Source organism: Mesorhizobium sp. L2C066B000 (genome assembly GCF_000502335.1).
Taxonomy (GTDB): domain Bacteria; phylum Pseudomonadota; class Alphaproteobacteria; order Rhizobiales; family Rhizobiaceae; genus Mesorhizobium.
On the sequence record NZ_AYWZ01000013.1, the window covers coordinates 1 to 20966 of the forward strand.

A 20966-nucleotide genomic window follows, 5' to 3' on the forward strand; every position below is an offset into this window, starting at 1 on the left:
CCGTCATCAACAAGCGATTCGTGTGTCATCGCAGTGTAGAATCACACCCGATTCCGCAGGGCAACACCTATCTTAGCGCCTATGCCCTTGCGGGGGAGATGTCCGGCAGGACAGAGGGGGGTGTGAAGGAACGCGACCAACGGCTCTGTGCGCGCCTTTAACCCCGGCTGCGCAGGTCCGGATGCATCTCGATCTCGCGGCGCAGCGAGGCGGCGGCGCTGACATAGGGCTCCTGCCTGGCGACGCTCCAATATTTGAGCTCGTCCAGCGGAATGCTCTCGCCGGTCACCGCGCAACGCACGAAGGCGCCGGGGCTGGTGACCTGGAAGTCGCCGTCGAGATAGCGGATACGGGCTTCCTTGCCGCCGGGGCCTTCGAAGCGGTTCATCATGGAGTGGTGCCAAGGTTCATGCTGATTTCATCGCCATAAATTGCCGGCAAGGTCAAGCTTGACGCAATGCTGAGGCGCTATTGTCGCTCCAAACCATTCTTATGGGACCGGTATGGACATTTCATCCGCCCGCCTGACCGCGCTGCTGCGTGAGGCCATGATGTTGGCAGCGTTGCCGTCGACGAAGGCCGATCCGGCGAAAGCAGCACTTATAAAGGCGCTGGTGCAGCCGCCGACGCCGTCCGGCGCGCCTTTGCAGCAGGCAGCGGCGCCGGCGCTGCAGGCGCTGTTGTCCGCAGCCACCGCAAAGGGGCAGCAGACGGGTTCTGCCGAGGTCCTGCAAGCCTATCTGGCCCTTGCTGAACCTGGCGTCGAGGCGCCAGACAAGGTCGCGCCGACAAGGGTCGTTGCGGTCTCGCCGGCAAATGACGACACACAGCGCGATCTGCCGCTGCCGCCGGCCAAGGCCGAAGATGGCGCTCCCGCAAAGCCCGTAGGACTGCCCTGGTTTGCGCTTCTCGCACCCGTGGTTTCGCCGCAGCGCCGCGCTGCCACCACCGATATGCCAATGAAGCGGGAGCAGGCGACGTCTGGGCCGAATGATGCGGCCCAGCCGCAAGGCCGAAAGCAGACGCGTGTCGGTCTGATGGCGCTGGCAACCGGGTTTCTGGCCGTCGCCATTGTCGGGCTAGCCCTGCTGGTGCTTCGCTGAGCACCGAACGATCGCCGCTATCGCTCGGCTTCGAGGAATGCTTCCATCTTGTCCATCGCCAGCCCCGCCTCGACAGCGATACGGCGTGAAAGTTCGGCGGCAGCCCTGCGTGGCCGCCCCAGCGGCCGGTCGAGCCAGTACGACACCGGGTTCAGCGCCGTGCGCTCGTCAACGGCGACGATGCGGCCTGCCTCCAACTGGTGTCCGGTCAGCGGTGGCCGCGCCAGCGCGATGCCGAGCCCGTAAGCTGCGGCGTCGAGCACCAGATTGTAGTCCTCGAAGCGGCGATCCTGCGGGCGCGGGCGGTAGTCCATCCCTTGCGCGGCAAACCAGGCACGCCACCCCGAAGCGTCGGAATCGTTGATCAGCGGAAATTTGAGCAGCCGGGCCGGGTCGCCGCGACCGATCTCGTGGGCAAGGCCGGGCGCGGCGACGGGAAAGACATGTTCCTCGAACAGCTTCACCGAGATGCGGCCCGGAATGCCGCCGCGGCCGCAGCGGACCGACAGGTCGATGCCTTCATCGGCAAGGTCGGCCTGGCGGATGTCGACGTCGAGCACGATGCGCAGCTTGGTGGGATTGTTCTCCAGCGCCGCCATGCGTGGCATCAGCCACAGCCCGCTGACGGAGGGTATCGAGGTCAGCCGCACCACGGCGGTGCCGCGCGGCTCGACCCAGCGGTCGGAATGGCTGGAGATCAGCGCAAAGGCTTCGGCCGTGCGCAGATGCAAGCGGTTGCCCTCGATGGTCAGCGAGACGCCGCGCGCGCCGCGGTCGAACACTTTCAAGCCCAGCCAGTCCTCCAGCTTGGCGATCTGCCGGCTGACGGCGCCGTGGGTGATGTTGAGCTTCTCGGCCGCGGCCGAAAAGCTCCCCGTTCGCGCCGCCGCATCGAAGGCGCGCAGGGTCTCGAGCGGCACCATTGTGTCTGAGCTGTGATCCATAGTCACAGGTGATCCTCGATTTGATCGTTTGTCAACGGCGCCGAAAAGGCGCTTTCTGCCTTTCAACACTCTGGGAACCCGAGGACAGGCAGATGAGCGCAACGACCAGCACGTCGAATCCGACACAGCGGATGGACACCACGGCGGCCATCGCCGTGGCCTTGACGGTGGTTGGCTGGGCCTCGGCCTTTCCCGCGATCCGTGCCGGCCTCGCCGCTTTCGGGCCGCTGGAACTCGGTGCGCTGCGCTTTGCCATTGCCGCGGTGCCGGCGGCGATCTTTCTTGCCGTCAAGCGCCCGGCGCTGCCGAGGCTCGACGAGGTGTGGCGCCTGGTCTTTGGCGGCGCCATCTTCGTCGCGCTCTACACTGTCATGCTCAATTTCGGCGAATTGACGGTTTCGGCGGGTGCCGCCGGTTTCATCATCAATGTCAGCCCGATCTTCACCGCCATCATGGCAATGGCATTGCTCGGCGAGCGCTTCTCAAGCTGGGCCTGGTTCGGCACGGCGATTTCTTTCGCCGGCATCGGCATCATCGCTGTGGCTGACGGCAATGGCTTGAGTTTCGACACCGGCGCGCTGCTGGTTCTTGGCTCCGCGCTGTGCTCGGCCGTCAACACGATCGTCCAGAAGCCGCTCTTTGCCCGCCATCACCCGCTGACCATTTCGGCCTCGAACATGATCCTTGGCGCTCTTTGCCTGGCACCCTTTCTGCCGAGCGGCTTTGCGCAGGCCGCGGTCGCCAACACGGCCGGTATCGGCGCCGTGATCTTTCTTGGCATCGTGCCCAGCCTGATCGCCTATGCCGCCTGGGCAACCGCACTGTCGCGTCTTCCGGCAGCGCGCGCCTCGAACTTCCTCTATCTGGTCTCGCCCATGTCGGCCCTGATCGGCTTCTTCTGGCTGGGCGAAGTGCCGACGCTGCTCGGCATAATCGGCGGTGCGTTGGCCCTCGGCGGCGTGATCGTGGTGAATTTCAAGCGTTAAAACAAAAAGTTGGAACCGTTTCCGGACTCAAACCGGGAACCGTATCCCCAGCATGCAGACACCCGGAGGAAGGACCGTTATGGTGAGTTGCCTGGCTGGGGGATGGAATGGGAAAACTGTTCATATCGGCAATCTTTTGCGTTTTGCTGCTGACCGGGAAAGCCTTCGCTGGCTGGTACCAGGTCGAAAACTACGAAGGGTCATCGGGCCTAATCCAGTCCATCTGTCACTGCAGAGATATGACAGTTTCGGCAGCGGGATTACGGTCGAAGGAAGCTATTTCTACGACGCGAAGCAAAGCCCGATAGCGGTGTACGGCAAGATCACCGGTACCAGCGTCTCCCTTTGCGAGATTGCGGACGACAAGGAATTCGACCGGGGCCTGGTCATGGGATCGAAAACGCCGGTCGACACCGCCCGATGTCCGTTTTCTCTCGACCTTGGCGAAAGCGGCGCAACGGGGACCTGGAACAGAGGCCTGGACAAGTTCCCGATCGTGCTGAAGAAGGTCGCAAGCCTCGACGATACCGGTGAGGCGAAGGTTGACGGGACCGTCGAGATCCCCTTCTGGGCGCAGACAGCCACCCACAGATTTGCCGGGGTCTACGAGAAAGCCGGCTTTCTCGTCTGCATGAGTAAGCTGCGGGTCATCGACAAGAAGAAAAAGAAGGTCGTTCAGGAGATCGTTTTCGATGACGACGATTGAGATGCCGGCATGCTGATGACTCCCATCTACATGAATGTTCTAAAACAGGTTGGGGGAAGCTTCGAGATAATCTCCGTGAATTTTCGCGGCGGTAGCGCCGGCTACTCAACGGATTACGTTTTCTCTCATAGATTCAAGGACTATCGCCTGTTGGTGAATTGAGCGTGTGCCCTGACCTGGCTTGTGCTCACCGCCGTCCGAACAGCCGCTCGATATCGGCAAGCTTCAGCTCGATATAGGTCGGGCGGCCGTGGTTGCAGGTGCCGGATCCCGGCGTCGCCTCCATCTGGCGCAGCAGCGCGTTCATCTCCTCGGCCTTGAGCAGACGGCCGGAACGCACCGAGCCGTGGCAGGCCATGGTGGCGGCAATCTTGTCCAGGCGCTCTTTCAGCGTCTCGACTGTATCATTGTCGGCGATCTCATCGGCAAGGTCGCGCACCAATTGCTGGACATTGGTTTCGCCCAGCATAGACGGCGTCTCGCGCACCGCCACCGCACCGGGGCCGAAGCGCTCGATGCCGAGACCGAACCGGGCAAGTGTCTCCGAATGCATGGCCAGCCGCTCGGCGTCTTCTTCCGGCAGGTCGACGATCTCCGGCAAAAGCAGCATCTGCGAGGGCACCGCGCGTAAGTGCAGCGCATTCTTCAGCGCCTCATAGACCAGCCGCTCATGCGCGGCATGCTGGTCGACGATGATCAGAGAATCCCGGGTTTGCGCGACGATATAGTTTTCGTGCACCTGCGCGCGGGCGGCCCCCAGTGTCGTGCCGAGCAGCGTCTCGGCCGGCTCGGCTGTGCCGGCGCGCGCATCGGCGCTGGCCAGCGGCCCGGAATCGAACGCCGCCTGATCGTTTTCGCGGAAGCCGCCGCTATCAAAGCCCATTTCCAGCGGCCGCTGCGGCGAGCGGTCGAAACCGGCAAAGCCCGACGCGCGGTNAAGCCCGACGCGCGGTGGGCCGCGTCGTAGCTGCGGTGGCCGTTGGCGGGGCCGGCATGGGCGTAGGAAGCAGCCCCCGGCCGGAACGCCGCCATCATACCGGCGGCCCCGCTGGTGGCGGCGCGGATGCCGGCATTGGCCAGCGCCTCGCGAATGGCGCCGACGATCAGCCCGCGCACCAGGCCGGGGTCGCGAAAGCGCACATCGGCCTTGGCTGGGTGGACGTTGACGTCGACGGTCGCCGGATCGAGCGTCAGGAACAGCACGGTCACCGCGTGCCGGTCGCGCGGCAGCACATCGGCGAAAGCGCCGCGAATGGCGCCGGCAATCAGCTTGTCGCGCACTGGCCGGCCGTTGACATAGGCATATTGCTGCAGCGCGTTGGCGCGGGTGAAGGACGGGATCGAGACGTGGCCGGTCAGGTGCACGCCGTCCCGGCTGGCGTCGATAGCGATGGAATTGTCGGGAAACTCGGCGCCCATCACCTGAGCGACGCGGCGCAGGCTGCCCTCGGTACTGTCATCGGTCGCCGGCAATTCCAGCGTCGAGCGGTCCGAGCCGGCCAGCGTGAAGCGCACGGCGGGGAAGGCGATGGCGATGCGCTTGAGCACGTCGCTGGTGGCGGAGCTTTCGGCGCGCTCGCCCTTCATGAACTTGAGCCGGGCCGGCGTGGCGAAGAACAGGTCGCGCACCTCGACCGTGGTGCCGCGGTTGGCCGCCGCCGGTTTGACCGCCGAAACGCGGCCGCCTTCGATGGCGATCTCGGCTGCAGCGTCGCCTGCGGCCGTGCGCGAGCGAACCGACAGTCGCGACACCGAACCAATTGACGGCAATGCCTCGCCACGGAACCCGAGCGAGCGGATATCGTGAATGTTGTCGGCAAGTTTCGAGGTGCAGTGGCGCGCAATGGCCAGCGCCAGTTCCTGTTCGGGGATACCGGAGCCGTCATCGGTGACGCGGATCAGGTTCAGCCCGCCGCCGGCAGTGACGACCTCGACGCGGGAGGCGCCGGCGTCGAGCGCGTTTTCGACCAGTTCCTTCACCACGCTCGCCGGACGCTCGATGACTTCGCCGGCGGCGATCTGGTTGATCATCGTTTCGGAAAGCTGGCGAATGGGCATGGGGGTATTATAGGCGGATTCGAAGGGTGTGCGGAAGGCTTCAATGAATGCCGGACATTGGACGCCAGCGGGACAGCACCCCCCTCTGGCCTGCCGGCCATCTCCCCCGCAAGGAGGGAGATCAGATGTCACGACGGCTTTCGCCAATCTTCAATGCTTGAAGGGTGACGCGAATATGAACTGCCAATCTCCCCCCTTGCGGGGGAGATGTCCGGCAGGCCAGAGGGGGGTGTGAAGGAACTCCGCGATAGTGACTACGCTGCAACCGATTTCAAGCCTGCGCCGCCAGCCAGTCCCTGACTTTCCGCGCATTCTCGCTCAGCTCACGGTTCTTAGGCCAAACCACGTAGAACGCCTTGCCGGTTCTCAGCACATGGTCGGTCACCGGCACCAGCAGCCCCGAAGCCAGGAGCCGTTCGGCCAGATGCCGCCAGCCGAGCGCGATGCCCTGGCCCTCCATGACGCCCTGGATCACGAGGCCGTAATCGTTGATGCGCAGGCCGCGCGCGGTGTTGTCGAGGCTGCCGCCCGCCGACTGGAACCATTCGTCCCAGCTAGCCGCCTCGCGGTAGGGCTCCTCGAGGTGGATCAGGCGATGCGTCGCCAGCTCCGCGACGCTCCTTGGCATGCCGAATTTCGCGAGATAGCTGGCGCCTACGACTGGAAAAATCTCCTCGTCGGCCAGCGGCAGCGAATGATAGTCGGCCCAGTCGCGCGGCTCGCCGCCGCGCACGGCGAGCGGGATGCCCTCGGCGATGATGTCGAGATCGCGGTCGGCGGTCTGGATGCGCAAGTCGATGCCCGGCAGTTCGTCGCGGAACTGCTGCAGCCGCGGCATCATCCAGAACGAGCCGAAGGCGGTCGACGCCGCCAGCGTGACATGACCGCCGGTCGCCTGCAGGCGCAGATCCTCCGCCGATTTGCGGATATGCGACAGGCCGAGTGAGACGTCGGCATGGAAGCGTTCGCCCGCTTCTGTCAGGACGACCTGGCGGTGGCGGCGCTGGAACAGCTGGGCGCCAAGCTGTTCCTCCAACCCGCGCACCGCATAGGAGACGGCGGCCTGCGTCATGCCGAGCTCGCGCCCGGCAGCGGTGAAGCTCGACAGCCGGCCCGCCGCCTCGAAGACGATCAGGCTGCCGGCCGAGGGCAGGAGGTGGCGCAGGCTTCGCATAAGCTGAGCTTATACAAGAGATCAGGATTTTCCAGCATCACATCCATATTTCCTCTCGCTAACTTGGTTGGACGGAATGAGGAGGCTCCATGAACGCACCGGCCACTGAACTGACCGAGCAAACCCACCGCCGCGGCGGCGGTCGCCTCGGACGCAAGGCGCTGAGGAGCGCCCCCGTCACCTCGTTCCCGACGCTGGTCCGCGAGATCCCCACCTACCAGATGGTCCCGGACGAGGCGGTGGAACTGATCCACCAGGAGTCACTCGCCATCCTCGAAGAGGTCGGTTGCGAGTTCCGCGACGACGAGGCGATCGCCATGTGGAAGGCGGCGGGCGCCGACGTGTCCGAGACACGCGTCCGCATCGACCGCGGCCTGCTGATGGAACTGGTCGCGAAGGTTCCGTCCGAATTCACCCTCAATGCGCGTAATCCCGAGCGCACCGTGCGCGTCGGCGGCAAGAACTCCATCTTCGCGCCGATGTATGGCGCGCCTTACGTGCGCGACCTCGACAACAACCGGCGTTATGGCACGCTTGAAGACCTCAACAATTTCCACAAGCTCGCCTACATGGCCCCGGCGCTGCATTCGTCGAGTTCGATCATCTGCGAGCCGATGGAGATCGCGGTGCCGAAACGGCATCTCCACATCATCCATTCGGCGCTGAAGCATTCCGACAAGCCGTTCATGGGCATCGTTACTTCCAAAGACCGGGCCGAAGACACGATGGCGATGGCGGGCATCGTCTTTGGCGAAGATTTCGTTCGCGACAACCCGGTGCTGGTGTCGATCACCAACTGCAACTCGCCGCTGGTGTGGGACGCCACCATGCTGGACGCGATGAAGGTCTATGCGCGCAGCAATCAGCCGCTGATCCTGGCGCCCTTTGCGCTGTGCGGCGCATCGACTTCGGCCTCGGCCGTCGGCGCGGTGGCGCAGGTCAATGCCGAAGCATTGGCCGGCGTCGCTTTCACCCAGCTGCTGCGCCCGGGTTCGCCCCAGATCTACGGCCAGTTCATGGTGACGGTTGACATGAAGACCGGCGCGCCGATGGGCGGCACGCCGGAGGCTGCGCAGATGATGTATCTGATGGGCGCGTTGGCGCGGAAATACAAACTGCCCTGGCGAACCTCCGGCTTCCATGTCGGCTCCAAGCTCAACGACGCCCAGGCCGGCTATGAATCCAACATGCTGATGCATGCCGCCATCCTCGCCGGCGCCAATTACATCTGGCACTCCGCCGGCTGGCTCGAGGCCGGGCTCACCTGCGGCTATTCGAAATTCGCCACCGACTGCGAGCAGCTTGTCGGCTGGTACAAATATGCCGGCGGCCTGTCGTTCGACGACTTCAAGGAGGCCATGGCGGCGATCCGCGAAGTCGGGCCGCAGGGCCATTTCCTCGGCACCCAGCACACGCTCGATCACTACGAGTCGGCATTCTTTATGCCCACCATCATGGATTTCAACTCCTACGAACAATGGAAGGCTGGAGGGGCGAAGGACCACGACACGCGCGGCCGCGAGAAAGCCCGCAACATGCTGGCCGACTATGAAGAGCCGAAACTCGATGAGGGCATTGCCGAGGGCCTCAGGGACTTTATCGCGCAGCGCGAGGAGAGGCTGCCCGACAGCGTTAGCTAAGAGAACGACGAATGAGTTGATAACGGGCGAAGACCCGATGGGAACCGCAAGGGAGAAAGACATGACACTTTTCAAAAGCAATGGCGATCGCGTGCCAACGGCCATCGAGGCGATGGCGCAAGAGACGCGTGCTGGCCGTATGGACCGGCGCGAGTTTCTTGCATTGGCGAGTGCGTTCGGCGCATCGACGGCGCTGGCCTACGGCATGATCGGCCTTGCCGCGCCGGGACAGGCTTTTGCCGAGGAGCCGAAGAAGGGCGGCACGCTGCACATATCGATGTCGGTCAAGGCCCAAAAAGATCCGCGCACCTATGACTGGGTGGAACTCGCCAACATCTCGCGCTGCTGGCTGGAGCCGCTGGTCCGCTACACCAGGGAATTCACCTTCGAGCCAGTGCTGCTCGAAAGCTGGGACATCAATGACGACGCCACTGAATACACGTTGCATGTGCGCAAGGGCATCACCTGGAACAATGGCGATGCCTTCAACGCCGATGACGTGGTCTTTAATGTTACCCGCTGGTGCGAGAAGAATGTCGCCGGCAATTCCATGGCCGCGCGCGTCGGCGGGCTGATCGATGAAAAGTCGGGCAAGGCCAGGGAAGGCGCCATCGCCAAGGTCGACGACAACACGGTCAAGCTGACGCTCAGCGCGCCCGACATTTCGCTGATCCCGAACCTTACCGATTATCCCGCGCTCGTCGTCCACCGCAATTTCGACGCCGAAGGCGCTGATCCGGTCAAGAAGCCGATCGGCACGGGCCCGTTCGAACTGGTCTCCTACGATGTCGGCCAGAAGGCGGTGGTCAAGCGTCGTGAAAACGGCAAGTGGTGGGGCGGCGAAGCGCCGCTCGACAGCGTAGAGTTTATCGACTACGGCACGGATTTCAACGCTTCGATCAACGCCTTCGAATCCGGCGAGATCGACCTCAATTTCGAGACGCCGGCCGACTTCATCGACATCCTGGACAAGATGGGGCTGGAGAAGTCCGAGGTTGCGACGGCAACCACGCTGGTTGCCCGCACCAACGTTACCCACAAGCCCTATGACGACCAGCGGGTGCGCAACGCGCTGCAGATGGCGGTCGACAACAATGCGGTGCTGGAACTCGGTTATGCCGGGCGAGGGACGGTGGGCGAAAACCACCATGTCAGCCCGATCCATCCGGAATATTTCGCGCTGCCCAAGAAGACGCGCGACGCGGCCGGCGCCAAGAAACTGATGGCGGACGCAGGGCAGGCCGATTTCGAGCACGAGCTGATTACCGTCGAGGACGACTGGCAGAAGAACACCGGCGACGCGATTGCCGGCCAGCTGCGCGACGCCGGCATCAAGGTCAAGCGCACGGTGCTGCCGGGCTCGACCTTCTGGAACGACTGGACGAAATATCCCTATTCGATGACCATCTGGTACATGCGCCCGCTCGGCGTCCAGGTGCTGGCGCTTGGTTATCGCACCGGCGAAGCCTGGAATGAATCGGCCTATTCCAACCCGGACTTCGACGCCAAGCTGAAGCAGGCGCTGGCGCTGATCGACGTGGAGAAACGGCGTGAGGTAATGAAGGATGTCGAGCAGATCCTGCAGGATTCCGGCGTCATCATTCAACCCTTCTGGCAGAAGCTCTACAGCCACATGAACAAGAAGGTGAAAAACTACGGCGTCCACCAGACCTTCGAGATGGACCTGCAGAACGTCTGGCTGGATGGCTGAGAGGGTGTAAGCCGGGGCTTCATGAGCCGCAAAAAAGCCGATATGCAGGATGTCTGGTATTGCACCTTGCCGCCAAACGTCCGGAGATCCTGCATGAAACCGATAGTGCTTGCCGCTGTCTTTTCGATTGCCTTGCCAGCGACGGTGCTGGCCGGGCCGGCTTCCAACGCCGTCAAGTTCTTTTATGTGCCTGAAGTGAAATTCGAGGGAGACGCAAAGTACCGCGACCGCTTCACCGAGCCGGTGACCAAGCTGTTCGATCTCAACGACCAGGCAACGAAGAACAAGCCCGACGAAGTCGCCTGCCTCGACTTCGATCCCGGCCTCGACGCCCAGGATTTCGACCAGAAGTCGATTGCCAAGACATTGAAGCTGGCCGAGACCGTCAATGGCGATACGGCCGAAGTCACCGCCACCTTCAGCCTTTTTGCGGAAGGCGATGATTCCAAACGCGAAATGCTGTGGTCGCTGAAGAAAATCGACGGCAAATGGAAGGTTGCCGACATCACCTCCAAGACCAGCAGCTGGACGCTGAGCGCGCTGGAATGCATGCCCGACAAAGCGCCGGAGTGATCCCGTGCTCCGCCGTCTTGCCCTGGCGCTGTCGCCCATTTGCGTGCTGGCGGTGGGTATGAGCGCAGCCGCAGCACAAGGCCTGTTGGGCCCGCCGCCAGCCAATGCGCCGGCCGTGGCGGCACCGGCCGGCGCAGCACCGCCCGCAAATCCACCCGGGACAGCGGTGGAACCGGCGACACCGCCGGTTGGGTGGCCGCCGGCCGACGCCGCACCGGCCGCACCAATTCTGCCGGGATCCCCGACGGCGGTGGTGCGGCCATTTTACGATCAGGTGGGACTGGAGCTCGATCCGACCCAGCGCAAAAACTTCGTCGACCCGGCCAAGACCGTACTCGACAAGAGCGACGCGTTGCGCAAATCCGGGCAGGGCGAATGCCTCGACCCCAACATGGCGCTCGACAATGCCGACTATGACAAGGCCGAGATCGACAACAGCCTGAAGACGCTCGAAGCGATCAATGGCGACCAGGCCAAGGTCATTGTCGCCTTCGTCGTCGCCGGCAATCCACATCGCCTTGAATGGAAGTTCAGGAAGGTCGACGGCGACTGGAAGATATCCGATCTGCTTTCGGTGACCGGTGAATGGGCGCTCAGCCAGTACCAGTGCGAATAATGTTGATTGAGGATCAGCGCCTGCGATCCTTCGCGCCCCTCTCTGTCCTGCCGGACATCTCCCCCACGGGTGGGGAGATCAGCAGTTCCAGCGTCTCGCCCGCTTCGCATCATTTGAGATTAGCGAAAGCCTATGTGGCGGCCAATCTCCCCCCGTGTGCGGGAGATGTCCGGCAGGACAGAGGGGGCGCTGTCCCGCTAAAGGTCCGCAAAATAGCTTCAGCCCCTTCCGCGATAGGGGGCAACGCCGGTGTCGGGCAACCAGGCGCCTTCGGGCGGAGCGCCGGTCTGCCAGAAGACATCGATCGGAATGCCGCCGCGCGGATACCAATAGCCGCCTATGCGCAACCACAGCGGCTTCGTTGCCGCCACAATGCGGCGGCCGATCATCACCGTGCAGTCTTCATGGAAAGCGCCATGGTTGCGAAACGAGGTCATGAACAGTTTGAGCGACTTCGATTCCACAAGGGTCGCATCGGGTGCGTAGTCGATGACGATATGAGCGAAATCCGGCTGTCCGGTGACCGGGCAGAGCGAGGTGAATTCCGGGCAGGTGAAGCGCACGATCGCCGGCGGTCCGTCGCCGCGCTGGAACGGCACGGTCTCCAGGACCGCGGTCTCCGGGCTCTGTGGCGTCTCGACGTGGGCGCCGAGCTGGGTGAGGGTTTTGGTATCGATCATCGCGGTTTTCCTGGGGATTTTCCGCGCTCATTAGCACCGGACCGAAAAGTGTGCAGCGATTTTCGAATAAATTCGATGCTTAAGACAAGAACTGGAGCAGCACGCGCTGCTCCGACACAAATTGGAATGGCAGGAAGATGATGACCAGCAACGACCCGCTTCTCCAGCCTTACCAGCTCAAACACCTGACGCTGAAGAACAGGGTGATGTCGACCAGCCACGAGCCGGCCTATTCCGAGGACGGCATGCCGAAACAGCGCTACCGGCTCTACCACGCCGAAAAGGCCAAGGGCGGCATGGCGCTGACCATGACGGCGGGCTCGGCGATCGTCTCGCGCGACAGCCCGGCCGCCTTTGGCAATCTGCATGTCTATGACGACCGCATCGTGCCGTGGCTGGCCGAACTGGCGGACGCCTGCCACGAGCATGACTGCAAGGTGATGATCCAGATCACCCATCTTGGTCGCCGCACCGGCTGGAACAAGGCCGACTGGCTGCCGGTGCTGTCGGCCTCGCCGGTGCGTGAGCCGGCGCACCGCGCGTTCCCGAAAACTATCGAGGACTGGGATATCGAGCGCATCGTCGCCGACTATGCGTCCGCTGCGCAGCGCTGCCAGGCGGCCGGCCTCGACGGCATCGAGTTCGAATCCTACGGCCATCTGATGGACGGCTTCTGGTCGCCGGCCACAAACCATCGCGACGACGAGTTCGGCGGTTCGCTCGACAACCGGCTGCGCTTCACCGACATGGTGCTGGATGCCGTGCGGGCTGCCGTCGGTGAAAAGTTCATCGTCGGCATCCGCATGGTCGCCGATGAGGACTTTGACAAAGGCCTGTCGAAGGCCGAGGGCGTCGAGATCGCGAGACGGCTCGCCAATTCTGGCAAGGTCGATTTCCTGAACATCATCCGCGGCTCGATCGAAAGCGACGCGGCGCTCACCAAGGTTATCCCGGTGACCGGCATGCGCTCTTCGCCGCATCTCGATTTCGCCGGCGAGGTGAGGGCGGCAACAAAATTCCCGACCTTCCATGCGGCGCGGATTTCCGATGTCGCCACGGCGCGCCACGCCATCGCGACCGGCAAGCTCGATATGGTCGGCATGACCCGCGCCCATATCGCCGACCCGCACATCATCAAGAAGGTCATGGAAGGTCGCGAGCACGAGATCCGGCCTTGCGTCGGCGCCACCTATTGCCTCGATCGTATCTATGAAGGCGGCGAGGCGCTGTGCGTCCACAATGCCGCGACCGGCCGCGAGGCCGAGATTCCGCATATCATCCTGAAGACCGAAGGGCCCAGGCGGAACGTCGTTGTCGTTGGCGCTGGCGCTGGCGGGCTCGAGGCAGCTCGCGTGATGGCCGAACGCGGCCATCATGTCACGGTGCTTGAAGCCTCCGGTCAGGCCGGCGGCCAGGTTCGGCTGGCGACGCAGAACCCGCGCCGCAAGGAGTTGATCGGCATCATCGACTGGCGGCTGGCCGAACTCGACCGGCTCGGCGTCGGGATCCGCTACGACACATGGGCCGAGCAGGACGAAGTGCTGGCGCTGTCGCCCGACGTGGTGGTGATCGCCACCGGCGGCCTGCCGCAGAACCCGCCGCTGACATCAGGCGACAATCTCGTCACGTCGAGTTGGGACATCATGGCCGGCAGCATCAAGCCGGCGGAGAACGTGCTGCTCTTCGACGACAATGGTGGCCACCAGGGCATGGGCGCGGCGGAGCTGATCGCCAATGCAGGGTCAAAACTGGAGCTGGTTTCGCCGGAGCGCTTCTTCGCCCCCGAAATGGGGGGAATGAACCACGTGCCCTATATGCGCGCCTTCCAGGAGAAGGGCGTCACCATCACCATCAACACCAGGCTGCGCTCGGTACGGCGCGAGGGCAACCAACTGGTCGCCGAACTCGCCTCCGACTTTGCCGATGGCTGGCGTGGCGAAAGGCGGGTCGACCAGGTGGTGGTCGAGCACGGCACGGCGCCGCTCGACGATCTCTATCTCCAGCTGAAACCGCTGTCGAAGAATGGTGGCGCGGTCGATTACGAGCGGCTGGTCGGCGGCGGCGATATTTTTCCTTCACGCAACCCCGAAGGCGGCTTCGTGCTGTTGCGCATCGGCGATGCGGTCGCCTCGCGCAACATCCACGCCGCCATCTATGATGGCATCAGGTTCGGCTTGCGGGTTTGAGCCTACAAGCCGGCCTACGGCTTGTTCCAAAGCTCGATCTCACCCTTCCGGCGGGCGCAACTCGATCGATCAAAGTGATGGGTGGCGCGCAGCCAAACCTCTGTGCGGAGAGCCACCTTGCACATCCGTCCGAACTGCGCGCCGCGTACGCCACCAGCCGAGAGCCAGGCGACGCACGATGCGGAATGCTTTTCAACCGGGAGGCAACGCGCGGCAGGGCTCAAATCATCCTGGCCGTCGCCATGCAAAGTACGGTGAGCACCAGAAGCCAGGCGGCGATGCGCTCGCCGCGGGCCATTTTGGTGCGCAGCGCCGCTTCCGTTGCGGCGTCCGCGCCGGCAAGCTGCCGGCTGGTCTTGCGGACGACGACGCTGAGAACGCCGGCAGCGGCGAAGGCGGCCAGGATGCCTAGCGCCAGCACCATTTCCATCGAGCCGAAATAGGCGCCGTGGAAGAAATACCAGAGCAGGGCCCCGGTCACGAACACCATGCCGGCCGAGCCCATTTGCGGTCCGATAAAGCGCTCCGCCCTGATCTCGGGGTCGCGGGCAAGCGTGATGGTGGTGCCGGCCCAGAACACACCGGCCATGACGTGAAGGCCGATAACGACGATGTAGACATATTGCATGACCGCTTCCTCCTTGCCCGCCGCCCGTCCTCGGATCCCTGTCGAATGCAGGATGATACGAACTCGGTAGATCGACACGCATGATAGTTAGGTATCAAATGGTTCGATGTCAATGTATAATGCCGCGTTCCATCGCTCGGCGCCTTGTTCTACTGTCGGCGCATGACTCCCTTTGACCGTCCGCCAATCGGCATGAATCTCGCGCGCACCTCCAAGCTGGTGGCGCAGGCCTTTGACGCCGCTTTGGTCGAGGCCGGCGGCACGCTGCCGGTGTGGCTGACCTTGCTTTCGGTCAAGTCGAGCGAGCTTGCCAACCAGCGCGAACTTGCCGGCATGATCGGCATCCAGGGCGCCACGCTCACCCACCATCTCAACGCCATGGAGGCGCAAGGCTTGCTGACGCGCCGCCGCGATCCGGACAACCGCCGGGTTCATCTGGTCGAGCTGACGCAGGCGGGCGAAACGATGTTCCTGAAGCTGCGGGCGGCGGCTCTCATCTTCGACAAGCGGCTGCGCGCGGGATTGCCGGACGACAGGCTGGCGGAGTTCGCCGAGGTGCTGGCGGCATTGCGGGCGAATGTCGCGCCGGCCAAATGACCGGCACCGGTGGGCAATAGTCTAGGCTAAATTGCCCTGAAGCACCTTCAGCTTGGCTTTCTTCGGGCTGCGCGCCAGCAGCCATTCGCGCGCTTTGTCCTGCGGCATCGGGAAGGCGATGGAATAGCCCTGCACCTGGTCGCAGCCGATTGCCATCAGCGAATCGAGCTCGGCTTCGGTTTCCGCGCCCTCGGCGACGATCGAAATGCCGAGACCGCGCGCCAGCTCGGTGATGGCGCGCACGATCTTGGTGTTGTCGCCATTCTCGTTGATGTTCTGGACGAAGCGGCGGTCGATCTTCAGCCGGTCGATCTCGTTGGGATTGACGTGGCTGAGCGAGGCATAGCCGGTGCCGAAATCGTCGAGCTCAAGATGGACGCCAGCAGCGCGGATGTGGCGCAGCTTCGCCGCGATGCCCGTCTTCTCGTCGTCGAGAATGACGGATTCGACGATTTCAAGCGACAGTTTCTGCGGCGCCAGGCCGGCCTTTTCCAGCGTCGCGAACAGGAAGCGGTCGAAGTCGGGTTCGCGCAGCTCGGTGCCGGACACGTTGACGGCGAGCCGGCCGAAGGCAATGCCGGCGCGATCCCATTCGGCTGCTTGCTCGATCGCCTTGGTAAAGACGATGCGGCCGATCTCGGGCATGAAGCCGCATTTTTCGGCGACCGGAATGAACTCGCCCGGCGCAATCATGCCGCGCTCGGCATGCTTCCAGCGCACCAGCGCCTCGATGCCGCTGATGGCGCCGTTGCTCAGCGACACCTGCGGCTGGAAATAGACCTGGAAGGCGTTCTCCGAAATCGCGACCTTGATGTCGTGCTCGAGCTGCTTGCGGTAGTCTAGCTCGCGCCTGAGTTCCTCGGAGAAGAACGAGAAGCTGCCGCCGCCGAGCTTCTTGGCGGAATAGAGCGCGAGATCGGCGTGGACGAGCAGATCCTCGGCATTGTCGGCGTCGATGGGATAGACAGCAATGCCGGCGCTGGCCCCCGGAAGGATGGTCGTGCCCTGGAAGGTAATCGGCTCGTTGATCTCCTCCAGGATGCGACGGGCCAGCATGTTGATGTCCTCGGGGCCGCCGGCGCCATTGAGGATCATCACGAATTCGTCGCCGCCAAGGCGCGCGCACAGATCCGACGCGCGGCAGGAATCGCGCATGCGCTGGGCGGTGACGACCAGCACATAGTCGCCGGCGGCATGGCCGAGTGTGTCGTTGATCTGCTTGAACCGGTCGAGGTCGAGCTGGATCACCGCCAGCCTCTCACGCCGGCGATGCGCGCCCTTGATCAGCGTTTCGAAGTGATCGGTCAGGAAGGTGCGGTTGTGCAGGCCGGTCAGCCCGTCATGTACGGCGATGAAGGCCATCGAGTTGCGGGCATCGACAAGCTCGTGCGTCTTGCGCAGGATCGCCTTCGACATCGGCCGGAAGATGAAAAGCGCCACCAGCACGATGACGCCGATGGTGGCGTAGAACAAGGTGCGGTGGAGATCGAGGAGCTTTTCCGACCGCTCGTCGGCGAATGCGGCGATGCGTTGGCCGAGCGCGGCATAACCCGACAGCGTCGCATTGGCGACGGAAGCATCGAGATTGACGCGCTCGCCGCCGCCCTTGTAGGCGGCATTGCCGGAGAGCTGGGATTCGAAGGACGAGATCAGCCTTTCGCCATTGGCGACCAGCCCGACCGAGAAATAGTCGAGGTGGAACGGCTTGCCGTAAAGGACGCTCTCGATCGACTTTGGGTCGGACAATGCCGGCGACAGCGGGTCGGCTCCCGTCTGTTTGAGGAGCAGGTCGTAGTTGGTCTCGAACTCGGCGGTCGCCTGTTTCAGCGCGGCAACCAGGGCCGGCTGCTTGTCACGCGCGGCGGAGCCGGTTGCGCTGGTCAAAAAGACGATGCGCTGCGACAGCGCCTTCTGGGTGCTGACGATGTCGAGCAGAGTATGGTTGTGCTGTTGCGCCGCCATCATCTGCTGCAGCAGGATGAAGGAAGCCATCACCATGGCGGCGATGATCAGCAGCGCCAGCCAGTAGCCGCTCTTGATCAGCAGGATGAGTTTGCCCGAGACGGTTTGCGCCGGCTGCTGCGACATATTCTAGGTGACCCCTCGGTCGACTGATTCTGCCACCGATTCGTGGCGAGAAGACCATTGGCTTGAAAGGGTTAACAGGTCTGGAAGCCGGCGGAACTGTTGCTTCCGCAGTAAACGAAAGCTGCTGAAATGGTTATCATGTTCTTTCGCGGCACGGCCGTATTCGCGTGCCTGCTACTCCAGCATGCTGGCCATGCGATCGGATCGCGCCAGGGTTGAGCCCGCCGTGCCACCGAAACGGTCGCTTTTGCGATGGATTTTTAGTGCGCGTAGCGCGACAGTCGCGCCAATCTCAACAGGACCTGATCATGAGCGCGGCATTCCTCTCCCATATCGACAATGAACTGCAAGGTCTGAAATCCGCCGGGCTCTACAAATCCGAGCGGGTGATCACCTCGACCCAGTCGGCTGAGATCGAGGTCGGTGGCGACAAGGTGCTGAATTTCTGCGCCAACAACTATCTCGGCCTCGCCGACAGCGCCGAATTGCGTAACGCAGCCAAAGGCGCGTTGGACCGCTATGGCTACGGCATGGCGTCGGTGCGTTTCATCTGCGGCACGCAGGAAGAGCACAAGCAGCTTGAATCAACGATTTCATCTTTCCTCGGCATGGACGACACCATCCTCTACGGCTCCTGCTTCGACGCCAATGGCGGCCTGTTCGAGACACTGCTCGGTGAGGAGGATGCGATCATCTCCGATGCGCTGAACCACGCCTCGATTATCGACGGCGTGCGACTGTCGAAGGCAAAACGCTTCCGCTACGCCAACAACGACATGGCTGATCTCGAAGCGCGGCTGAAGGAAGCGAAGGATTGCCGCTTCCGCCTGGTCGCCACCGACGGCGTGTTCTCCATGGACGGCATCATCGCCAATCTGAAAGGCGTCTGCGACCTCGCGGAAAAATACGACGCCATGGTCATGGTCGATGACAGCCATGCCGTCGGCTTCGTCGGCAAAAACGGCCGCGGCTCGGCCGAGCATTGCGGCGTCGAGGGCAGGGTGGACATCATCACCGGCACGCTCGGCAAGGCGCTGGGCGGCGCGTCGGGCGGCTATACCTCGGGCAAAAGCCAGGTGGTCGACTGGCTGCGCCAGCGCTCGCGGCCCTATCTCTTCTCCAACACGCTGATGCCGGCGATCGCCGGCGCCTCGATCAAGGTTTTCGAGCTGATCCGAAATGGCGATGCGCTACGCGAGCGCCTCTATGCCAATGCGGCGCGGTTCAGGTCCGAGATGGGCAAGCTCGGCTTCACATTGGCCGGCGCCGATCACCCGATCATCCCGGTGATGCTGGGCGATGCCAGCCTGGCGCAGGAAATGGCGGCGCGCATGCTGAAGCGCGGCATCTATGTCATCGGTTTTTCGTTCCCGGTGGTGCCGAAAGGCCAGGCGCGCATCCGCACGCAGATGTCGGCGGCGCATTCCGCCGCCGACATCGACCGCGCCGTGGCGGCATTCGCCGCAGTCGGCAAGGAACTGGGCGTGATTGGCTGAGAGTTTTACCCTCCCCCTTTGTGGGGAGGGTCGACTTTCGACCGCNCGGGCCACCCTCCCCACAAGGGGGAGGGTAAGGAGTTGTAGCATGTCGAACATGATGAAGGCGCTGGTGAAGGCCAAGGCCGAACCGGGCATCTGGATGGAAGAGGTACCGGTGCCGGAGATCGGCCCCAACGACGTGCTGATCAAGGTCAAGAAGACGGCGATCTGCGGCACCGACGTCCACATCTACAATTGGGACCAGTGGGCGCAGAAGACCGTGCCGGTGCCGATGGTGACCGGCCATGAATTCGTCGGCACGGTGGCCGATTTCGGCGCTGCGGTCACCGAATACAAGGTCGGCCAGCGTGTCTCCGGCGAAGGTCACATCGTCTGCGGCCATTGCCGCAATTGCCGCGCCGGCAGGGGGCATCTCTGCCGCAACACGCTCGGCGTCGGCGTCAACCGCCCCGGCGCCTTCGGCGAATATCTGGCGATCCCGCAGCACAATGTCGTGCCGATCCCCGACGATGTGCCCGACGAGATCGCCGCGATCTTCGATCCCCTGGGCAATGCCGTCCACACCGCTCTGTCCTTCGACCTGGTCGGTGAAGACGTTCTGGTCACCGGCGCCGGGCCGATCGGCATCATGGGCGCGCTCGTTGCCCAATGTGTGGGGGCGCAAAAAGTCGTCATCACCGACATCAACCCGGTGCGGCTGGCGCTGGCCAAAAAGCTCGGCCTCCAGCATGTCGTCGATGCCTCGAAGGAAAAACTGCGCGACGTTATGCCGGCGCTGGGCATGACCGAGGGTTTTGACGTCGGCCTCGAAATGTCGGGCGCCGCGCCCGCCTTTCGCGACATGATCGACACCATGAACAATGGCGGCAAGATCGCCATTCTGGGCATCGCGCCGACCGGCTTCGAAATCGACTGGAACAAGGTCATCTTCAAGATGCTGCACTTGAAGGGCATCTACGGCCGCGAAATGTTCGAGACTTGGTACAAGATGATCGCCCTGGTGCAGGGGCCGCTGGATGTGTCGGGTCTGATTACGCACCGCATTGGGATCGACGATTTCCAGACGGGGTTTGACGCGATGCGGAGCGGCAGTTCGGGCAAGGTGGTGATGGATTGGTGAGGCACGTGTGGGTGCAAGATGGCGGACAATGAGCACGGTCGTATCATTGCCTCGCAGGCAAAGCTCGTACTGAAGCCGGCCGGATTTCGACGCAAAGGGCAGTCCCGAATCTGGATCGCCGATCGCGGCTTCTGGCTAAGTGTAGTCGAGTTCCAGCCCAGTTCCTGGTCCAAGGGCACTTACCTTAACGTAGCAGTCCACTGGCTCTGGGGTTCGCTTCCGGAAACGATTACCTTCGATCGCGTTGAGCACATTGGACAGTTCGTTCCGTTCGAGAGCCCGCCACAGTTTCTTCTCGCGGTTGATCAAATGGCCAAGAAGGTCGTCGAAATCGATCAGGTTCACCGATCGATGTTCCCTTCCGTCCAGGCGACAGCGAAAATCCTCGTGAGTGAACTGCAGCCGGGCGCCTACGGCGAGTGGGCGGCCTTCCACGCCGGGGTGGCGGCTGGTTTGGCCGGTGATTTTGAAACGGCAAGGCGACTATTTGAAAGCGCTCAAAGACACGCGGCTTCGCAAGCGCAGGCGCTTCTAGCCTACATTGATGATCCGGCGGCATTTCGAAGCCGTGTCAGAGGCTTCATTGAAGCCGAACGCGCCTATTACGGTCTAGGGGCGTTGCCTGCCGCATTCGCGATCTGATTTCAGCGACGGTCG

The 20966-nt window shown here is 63.1% G+C and carries 18 protein-coding genes and 1 pseudogene; 12 read left to right on the top strand and 7 right to left on the bottom strand.

All coding sequences use genetic code 11. From position 1 onward, the window contains the following. Positions 1-157: 157 nt before the first annotated feature. Complete coding sequence (locus tag X733_RS143165) at positions 158-391, bottom strand: DUF2093 domain-containing protein (RefSeq protein WP_023694434.1); 234 nt, start codon at positions 389-391, stop codon at positions 158-160. Positions 392-503: 112 nt separating this feature from the next. On the opposite strand from X733_RS143165, the gene X733_RS143160 reads away from it, so the two are divergent. Further along, on the top strand, positions 504-1103 hold the full coding sequence (locus X733_RS143160; RefSeq protein WP_023819546.1) for a hypothetical protein: 600 nt from the start codon (positions 504-506) through the stop codon (positions 1101-1103). 17 nt (positions 1104-1120) lie between these two features. Here the strand turns inward: X733_RS143160 and X733_RS143155 are convergent, their stop codons facing one another. Beyond that, positions 1121-2047 carry a LysR family transcriptional regulator gene (locus X733_RS143155; RefSeq protein ID WP_023819547.1) on the bottom strand — a complete coding sequence of 309 codons (927 nt, stop codon included), beginning with the start codon at positions 2045-2047 and terminating at the stop codon, positions 1121-1123. A gap of 92 nt (positions 2048-2139) precedes the next feature. On the opposite strand from X733_RS143155, the gene X733_RS143150 reads away from it, so the two are divergent. Continuing rightward, entirely contained in the window at positions 2140-3033 is an 894-nt protein-coding gene (locus tag X733_RS143150) for a DMT family transporter (RefSeq protein ID WP_023819548.1), read from the top strand. A 79-nt stretch (positions 3034-3112) separates the two neighbouring features. Continuing rightward, a complete protein-coding gene (locus tag X733_RS1000000169735; protein ID WP_155924255.1) occupies positions 3113-3739 on the top strand; it encodes a hypothetical protein in 627 nt (208 codons plus the stop codon). Positions 3740-3926: 187 nt separating this feature from the next. Here X733_RS1000000169735 and mutL read toward each other — a convergent pair. Continuing rightward, positions 3927-5797 (bottom strand): annotated as a pseudogene (gene mutL, locus X733_RS1000000168520) (DNA mismatch repair endonuclease MutL). A gap of 271 nt (positions 5798-6068) precedes the next feature. Beyond that, positions 6069-6971, bottom strand: coding sequence for a LysR substrate-binding domain-containing protein (locus X733_RS143145; RefSeq protein WP_023682936.1), 903 nt, complete (start codon positions 6969-6971; stop codon positions 6069-6071). An 89-nt stretch (positions 6972-7060) separates the two neighbouring features. Here X733_RS143145 and X733_RS143140 point away from each other — a divergent pair, with 89 nt between their 5' ends. From X733_RS143140 to X733_RS143125, 4 genes are all read left to right on the top strand, one after another. Continuing rightward, complete coding sequence (locus X733_RS143140) at positions 7061-8611, top strand: trimethylamine methyltransferase family protein (RefSeq protein ID WP_023753734.1); 1551 nt, start codon at positions 7061-7063, stop codon at positions 8609-8611. Between the two features lie 61 nt (positions 8612-8672). Next, a complete protein-coding gene (locus X733_RS143135; protein ID WP_023819549.1) occupies positions 8673-10322 on the top strand; it encodes an ABC transporter substrate-binding protein in 1650 nt (549 codons plus the stop codon). A gap of 93 nt (positions 10323-10415) precedes the next feature. Beyond that, complete coding sequence (locus X733_RS143130; RefSeq protein ID WP_023694426.1) at positions 10416-10895, top strand: DUF3828 domain-containing protein; 480 nt, start codon at positions 10416-10418, stop codon at positions 10893-10895. A 4-nt stretch (positions 10896-10899) separates the two neighbouring features. Further along, positions 10900-11511 (top strand): hypothetical protein, encoded by a 612-nt coding sequence (locus X733_RS143125; protein ID WP_023819550.1) that lies wholly within the window; start codon positions 10900-10902, stop codon positions 11509-11511. A gap of 218 nt (positions 11512-11729) precedes the next feature. Here X733_RS143125 and queF read toward each other — a convergent pair whose 3' ends face one another. Further along, complete coding sequence (gene queF, locus X733_RS143120) at positions 11730-12191, bottom strand: preQ(1) synthase (protein ID WP_023682931.1); 462 nt, start codon at positions 12189-12191, stop codon at positions 11730-11732. A gap of 140 nt (positions 12192-12331) precedes the next feature. Here queF and X733_RS143115 point away from each other — a divergent pair, with 140 nt between their 5' ends. Next, entirely contained in the window at positions 12332-14377 is a 2046-nt protein-coding gene (locus X733_RS143115) for an NADH:flavin oxidoreductase (protein ID WP_023705764.1), read from the top strand. 220 nt (positions 14378-14597) lie between these two features. Here X733_RS143115 and X733_RS143110 read toward each other — a convergent pair whose 3' ends face one another. Further along, positions 14598-15005 carry a hypothetical protein gene (locus X733_RS143110; RefSeq protein ID WP_023745497.1) on the bottom strand — a complete coding sequence of 136 codons (408 nt, stop codon included), beginning with the start codon at positions 15003-15005 and terminating at the stop codon, positions 14598-14600. A gap of 162 nt (positions 15006-15167) precedes the next feature. On the opposite strand from X733_RS143110, the gene X733_RS143105 reads away from it, so the two are divergent. After that, complete coding sequence (locus X733_RS143105) at positions 15168-15602, top strand: MarR family winged helix-turn-helix transcriptional regulator (RefSeq protein WP_023682928.1); 435 nt, start codon at positions 15168-15170, stop codon at positions 15600-15602. A gap of 21 nt (positions 15603-15623) precedes the next feature. On the opposite strand, the gene X733_RS143100 is transcribed toward X733_RS143105, so the two are convergent. After that, positions 15624-17690, bottom strand: a complete 2067-nt coding sequence (locus X733_RS143100) for an EAL domain-containing protein (protein ID WP_023672920.1) — start codon at positions 17688-17690, stop codon at positions 15624-15626. Between the two features lie 308 nt (positions 17691-17998). Here X733_RS143100 and X733_RS143095 point away from each other — a divergent pair, with 308 nt between their 5' ends. The 3 genes from X733_RS143095 to X733_RS143085 all read left to right on the top strand — a co-directional run bounded on the left by X733_RS143095 (position 17999) and on the right by X733_RS143085 (position 20951). Then, positions 17999-19186: a glycine C-acetyltransferase gene (locus X733_RS143095; RefSeq protein WP_023819551.1), complete on the top strand. Its 1188-nt coding sequence runs from the start codon at positions 17999-18001 to the stop codon at positions 19184-19186. Between the two features lie 88 nt (positions 19187-19274). Next, complete coding sequence (tdh, locus tag X733_RS143090; protein ID WP_023819552.1) at positions 19275-20309, top strand: L-threonine 3-dehydrogenase; 1035 nt, start codon at positions 19275-19277, stop codon at positions 20307-20309. Between the two features lie 18 nt (positions 20310-20327). Continuing rightward, complete coding sequence (locus X733_RS143085; RefSeq protein ID WP_023819553.1) at positions 20328-20951, top strand: DUF4304 domain-containing protein; 624 nt, start codon at positions 20328-20330, stop codon at positions 20949-20951. Positions 20952-20966: the final 15 nt, after the last annotated feature.

Coding starts and splice junctions, on each gene's coding strand:
- X733_RS143110 (WP_023745497.1), bottom strand. CDS start 15,005: ATGCAATATGTCTACATCGTCGTTATCGGCCTTCACGTCATGGCCGGT.
- X733_RS143085 (WP_023819553.1), top strand. CDS start 20,328: ATGGCGGACAATGAGCACGGTCGTATCATTGCCTCGCAGGCAAAGCTC.
- X733_RS143105 (WP_023682928.1), top strand. CDS start 15,168: ATGACTCCCTTTGACCGTCCGCCAATCGGCATGAATCTCGCGCGCACC.
- tdh (WP_023819552.1), top strand. CDS start 19,275: ATGTCGAACATGATGAAGGCGCTGGTGAAGGCCAAGGCCGAACCGGGC.
- X733_RS143100 (WP_023672920.1), bottom strand. CDS start 17,690: ATGTCGCAGCAGCCGGCGCAAACCGTCTCGGGCAAACTCATCCTGCTG.
- X733_RS143160 (WP_023819546.1), top strand. CDS start 504: ATGGACATTTCATCCGCCCGCCTGACCGCGCTGCTGCGTGAGGCCATG.
- X733_RS143130 (WP_023694426.1), top strand. CDS start 10,416: ATGAAACCGATAGTGCTTGCCGCTGTCTTTTCGATTGCCTTGCCAGCG.
- X733_RS143140 (WP_023753734.1), top strand. CDS start 7,061: ATGAACGCACCGGCCACTGAACTGACCGAGCAAACCCACCGCCGCGGC.
- queF (WP_023682931.1), bottom strand. CDS start 12,191: ATGATCGATACCAAAACCCTCACCCAGCTCGGCGCCCACGTCGAGACG.
- X733_RS143135 (WP_023819549.1), top strand. CDS start 8,673: ATGACACTTTTCAAAAGCAATGGCGATCGCGTGCCAACGGCCATCGAG.
- X733_RS143115 (WP_023705764.1), top strand. CDS start 12,332: ATGACCAGCAACGACCCGCTTCTCCAGCCTTACCAGCTCAAACACCTG.
- X733_RS143150 (WP_023819548.1), top strand. CDS start 2,140: ATGAGCGCAACGACCAGCACGTCGAATCCGACACAGCGGATGGACACC.
- X733_RS143095 (WP_023819551.1), top strand. CDS start 17,999: ATGAGCGCGGCATTCCTCTCCCATATCGACAATGAACTGCAAGGTCTG.
- X733_RS143165 (WP_023694434.1), bottom strand. CDS start 391: ATGATGAACCGCTTCGAAGGCCCCGGCGGCAAGGAAGCCCGTATCCGC.
- X733_RS1000000169735 (WP_155924255.1), top strand. CDS start 3,113: ATGGTGAGTTGCCTGGCTGGGGGATGGAATGGGAAAACTGTTCATATC.
- X733_RS143155 (WP_023819547.1), bottom strand. CDS start 2,047: ATGGATCACAGCTCAGACACAATGGTGCCGCTCGAGACCCTGCGCGCC.
- X733_RS143145 (WP_023682936.1), bottom strand. CDS start 6,971: ATGCGAAGCCTGCGCCACCTCCTGCCCTCGGCCGGCAGCCTGATCGTC.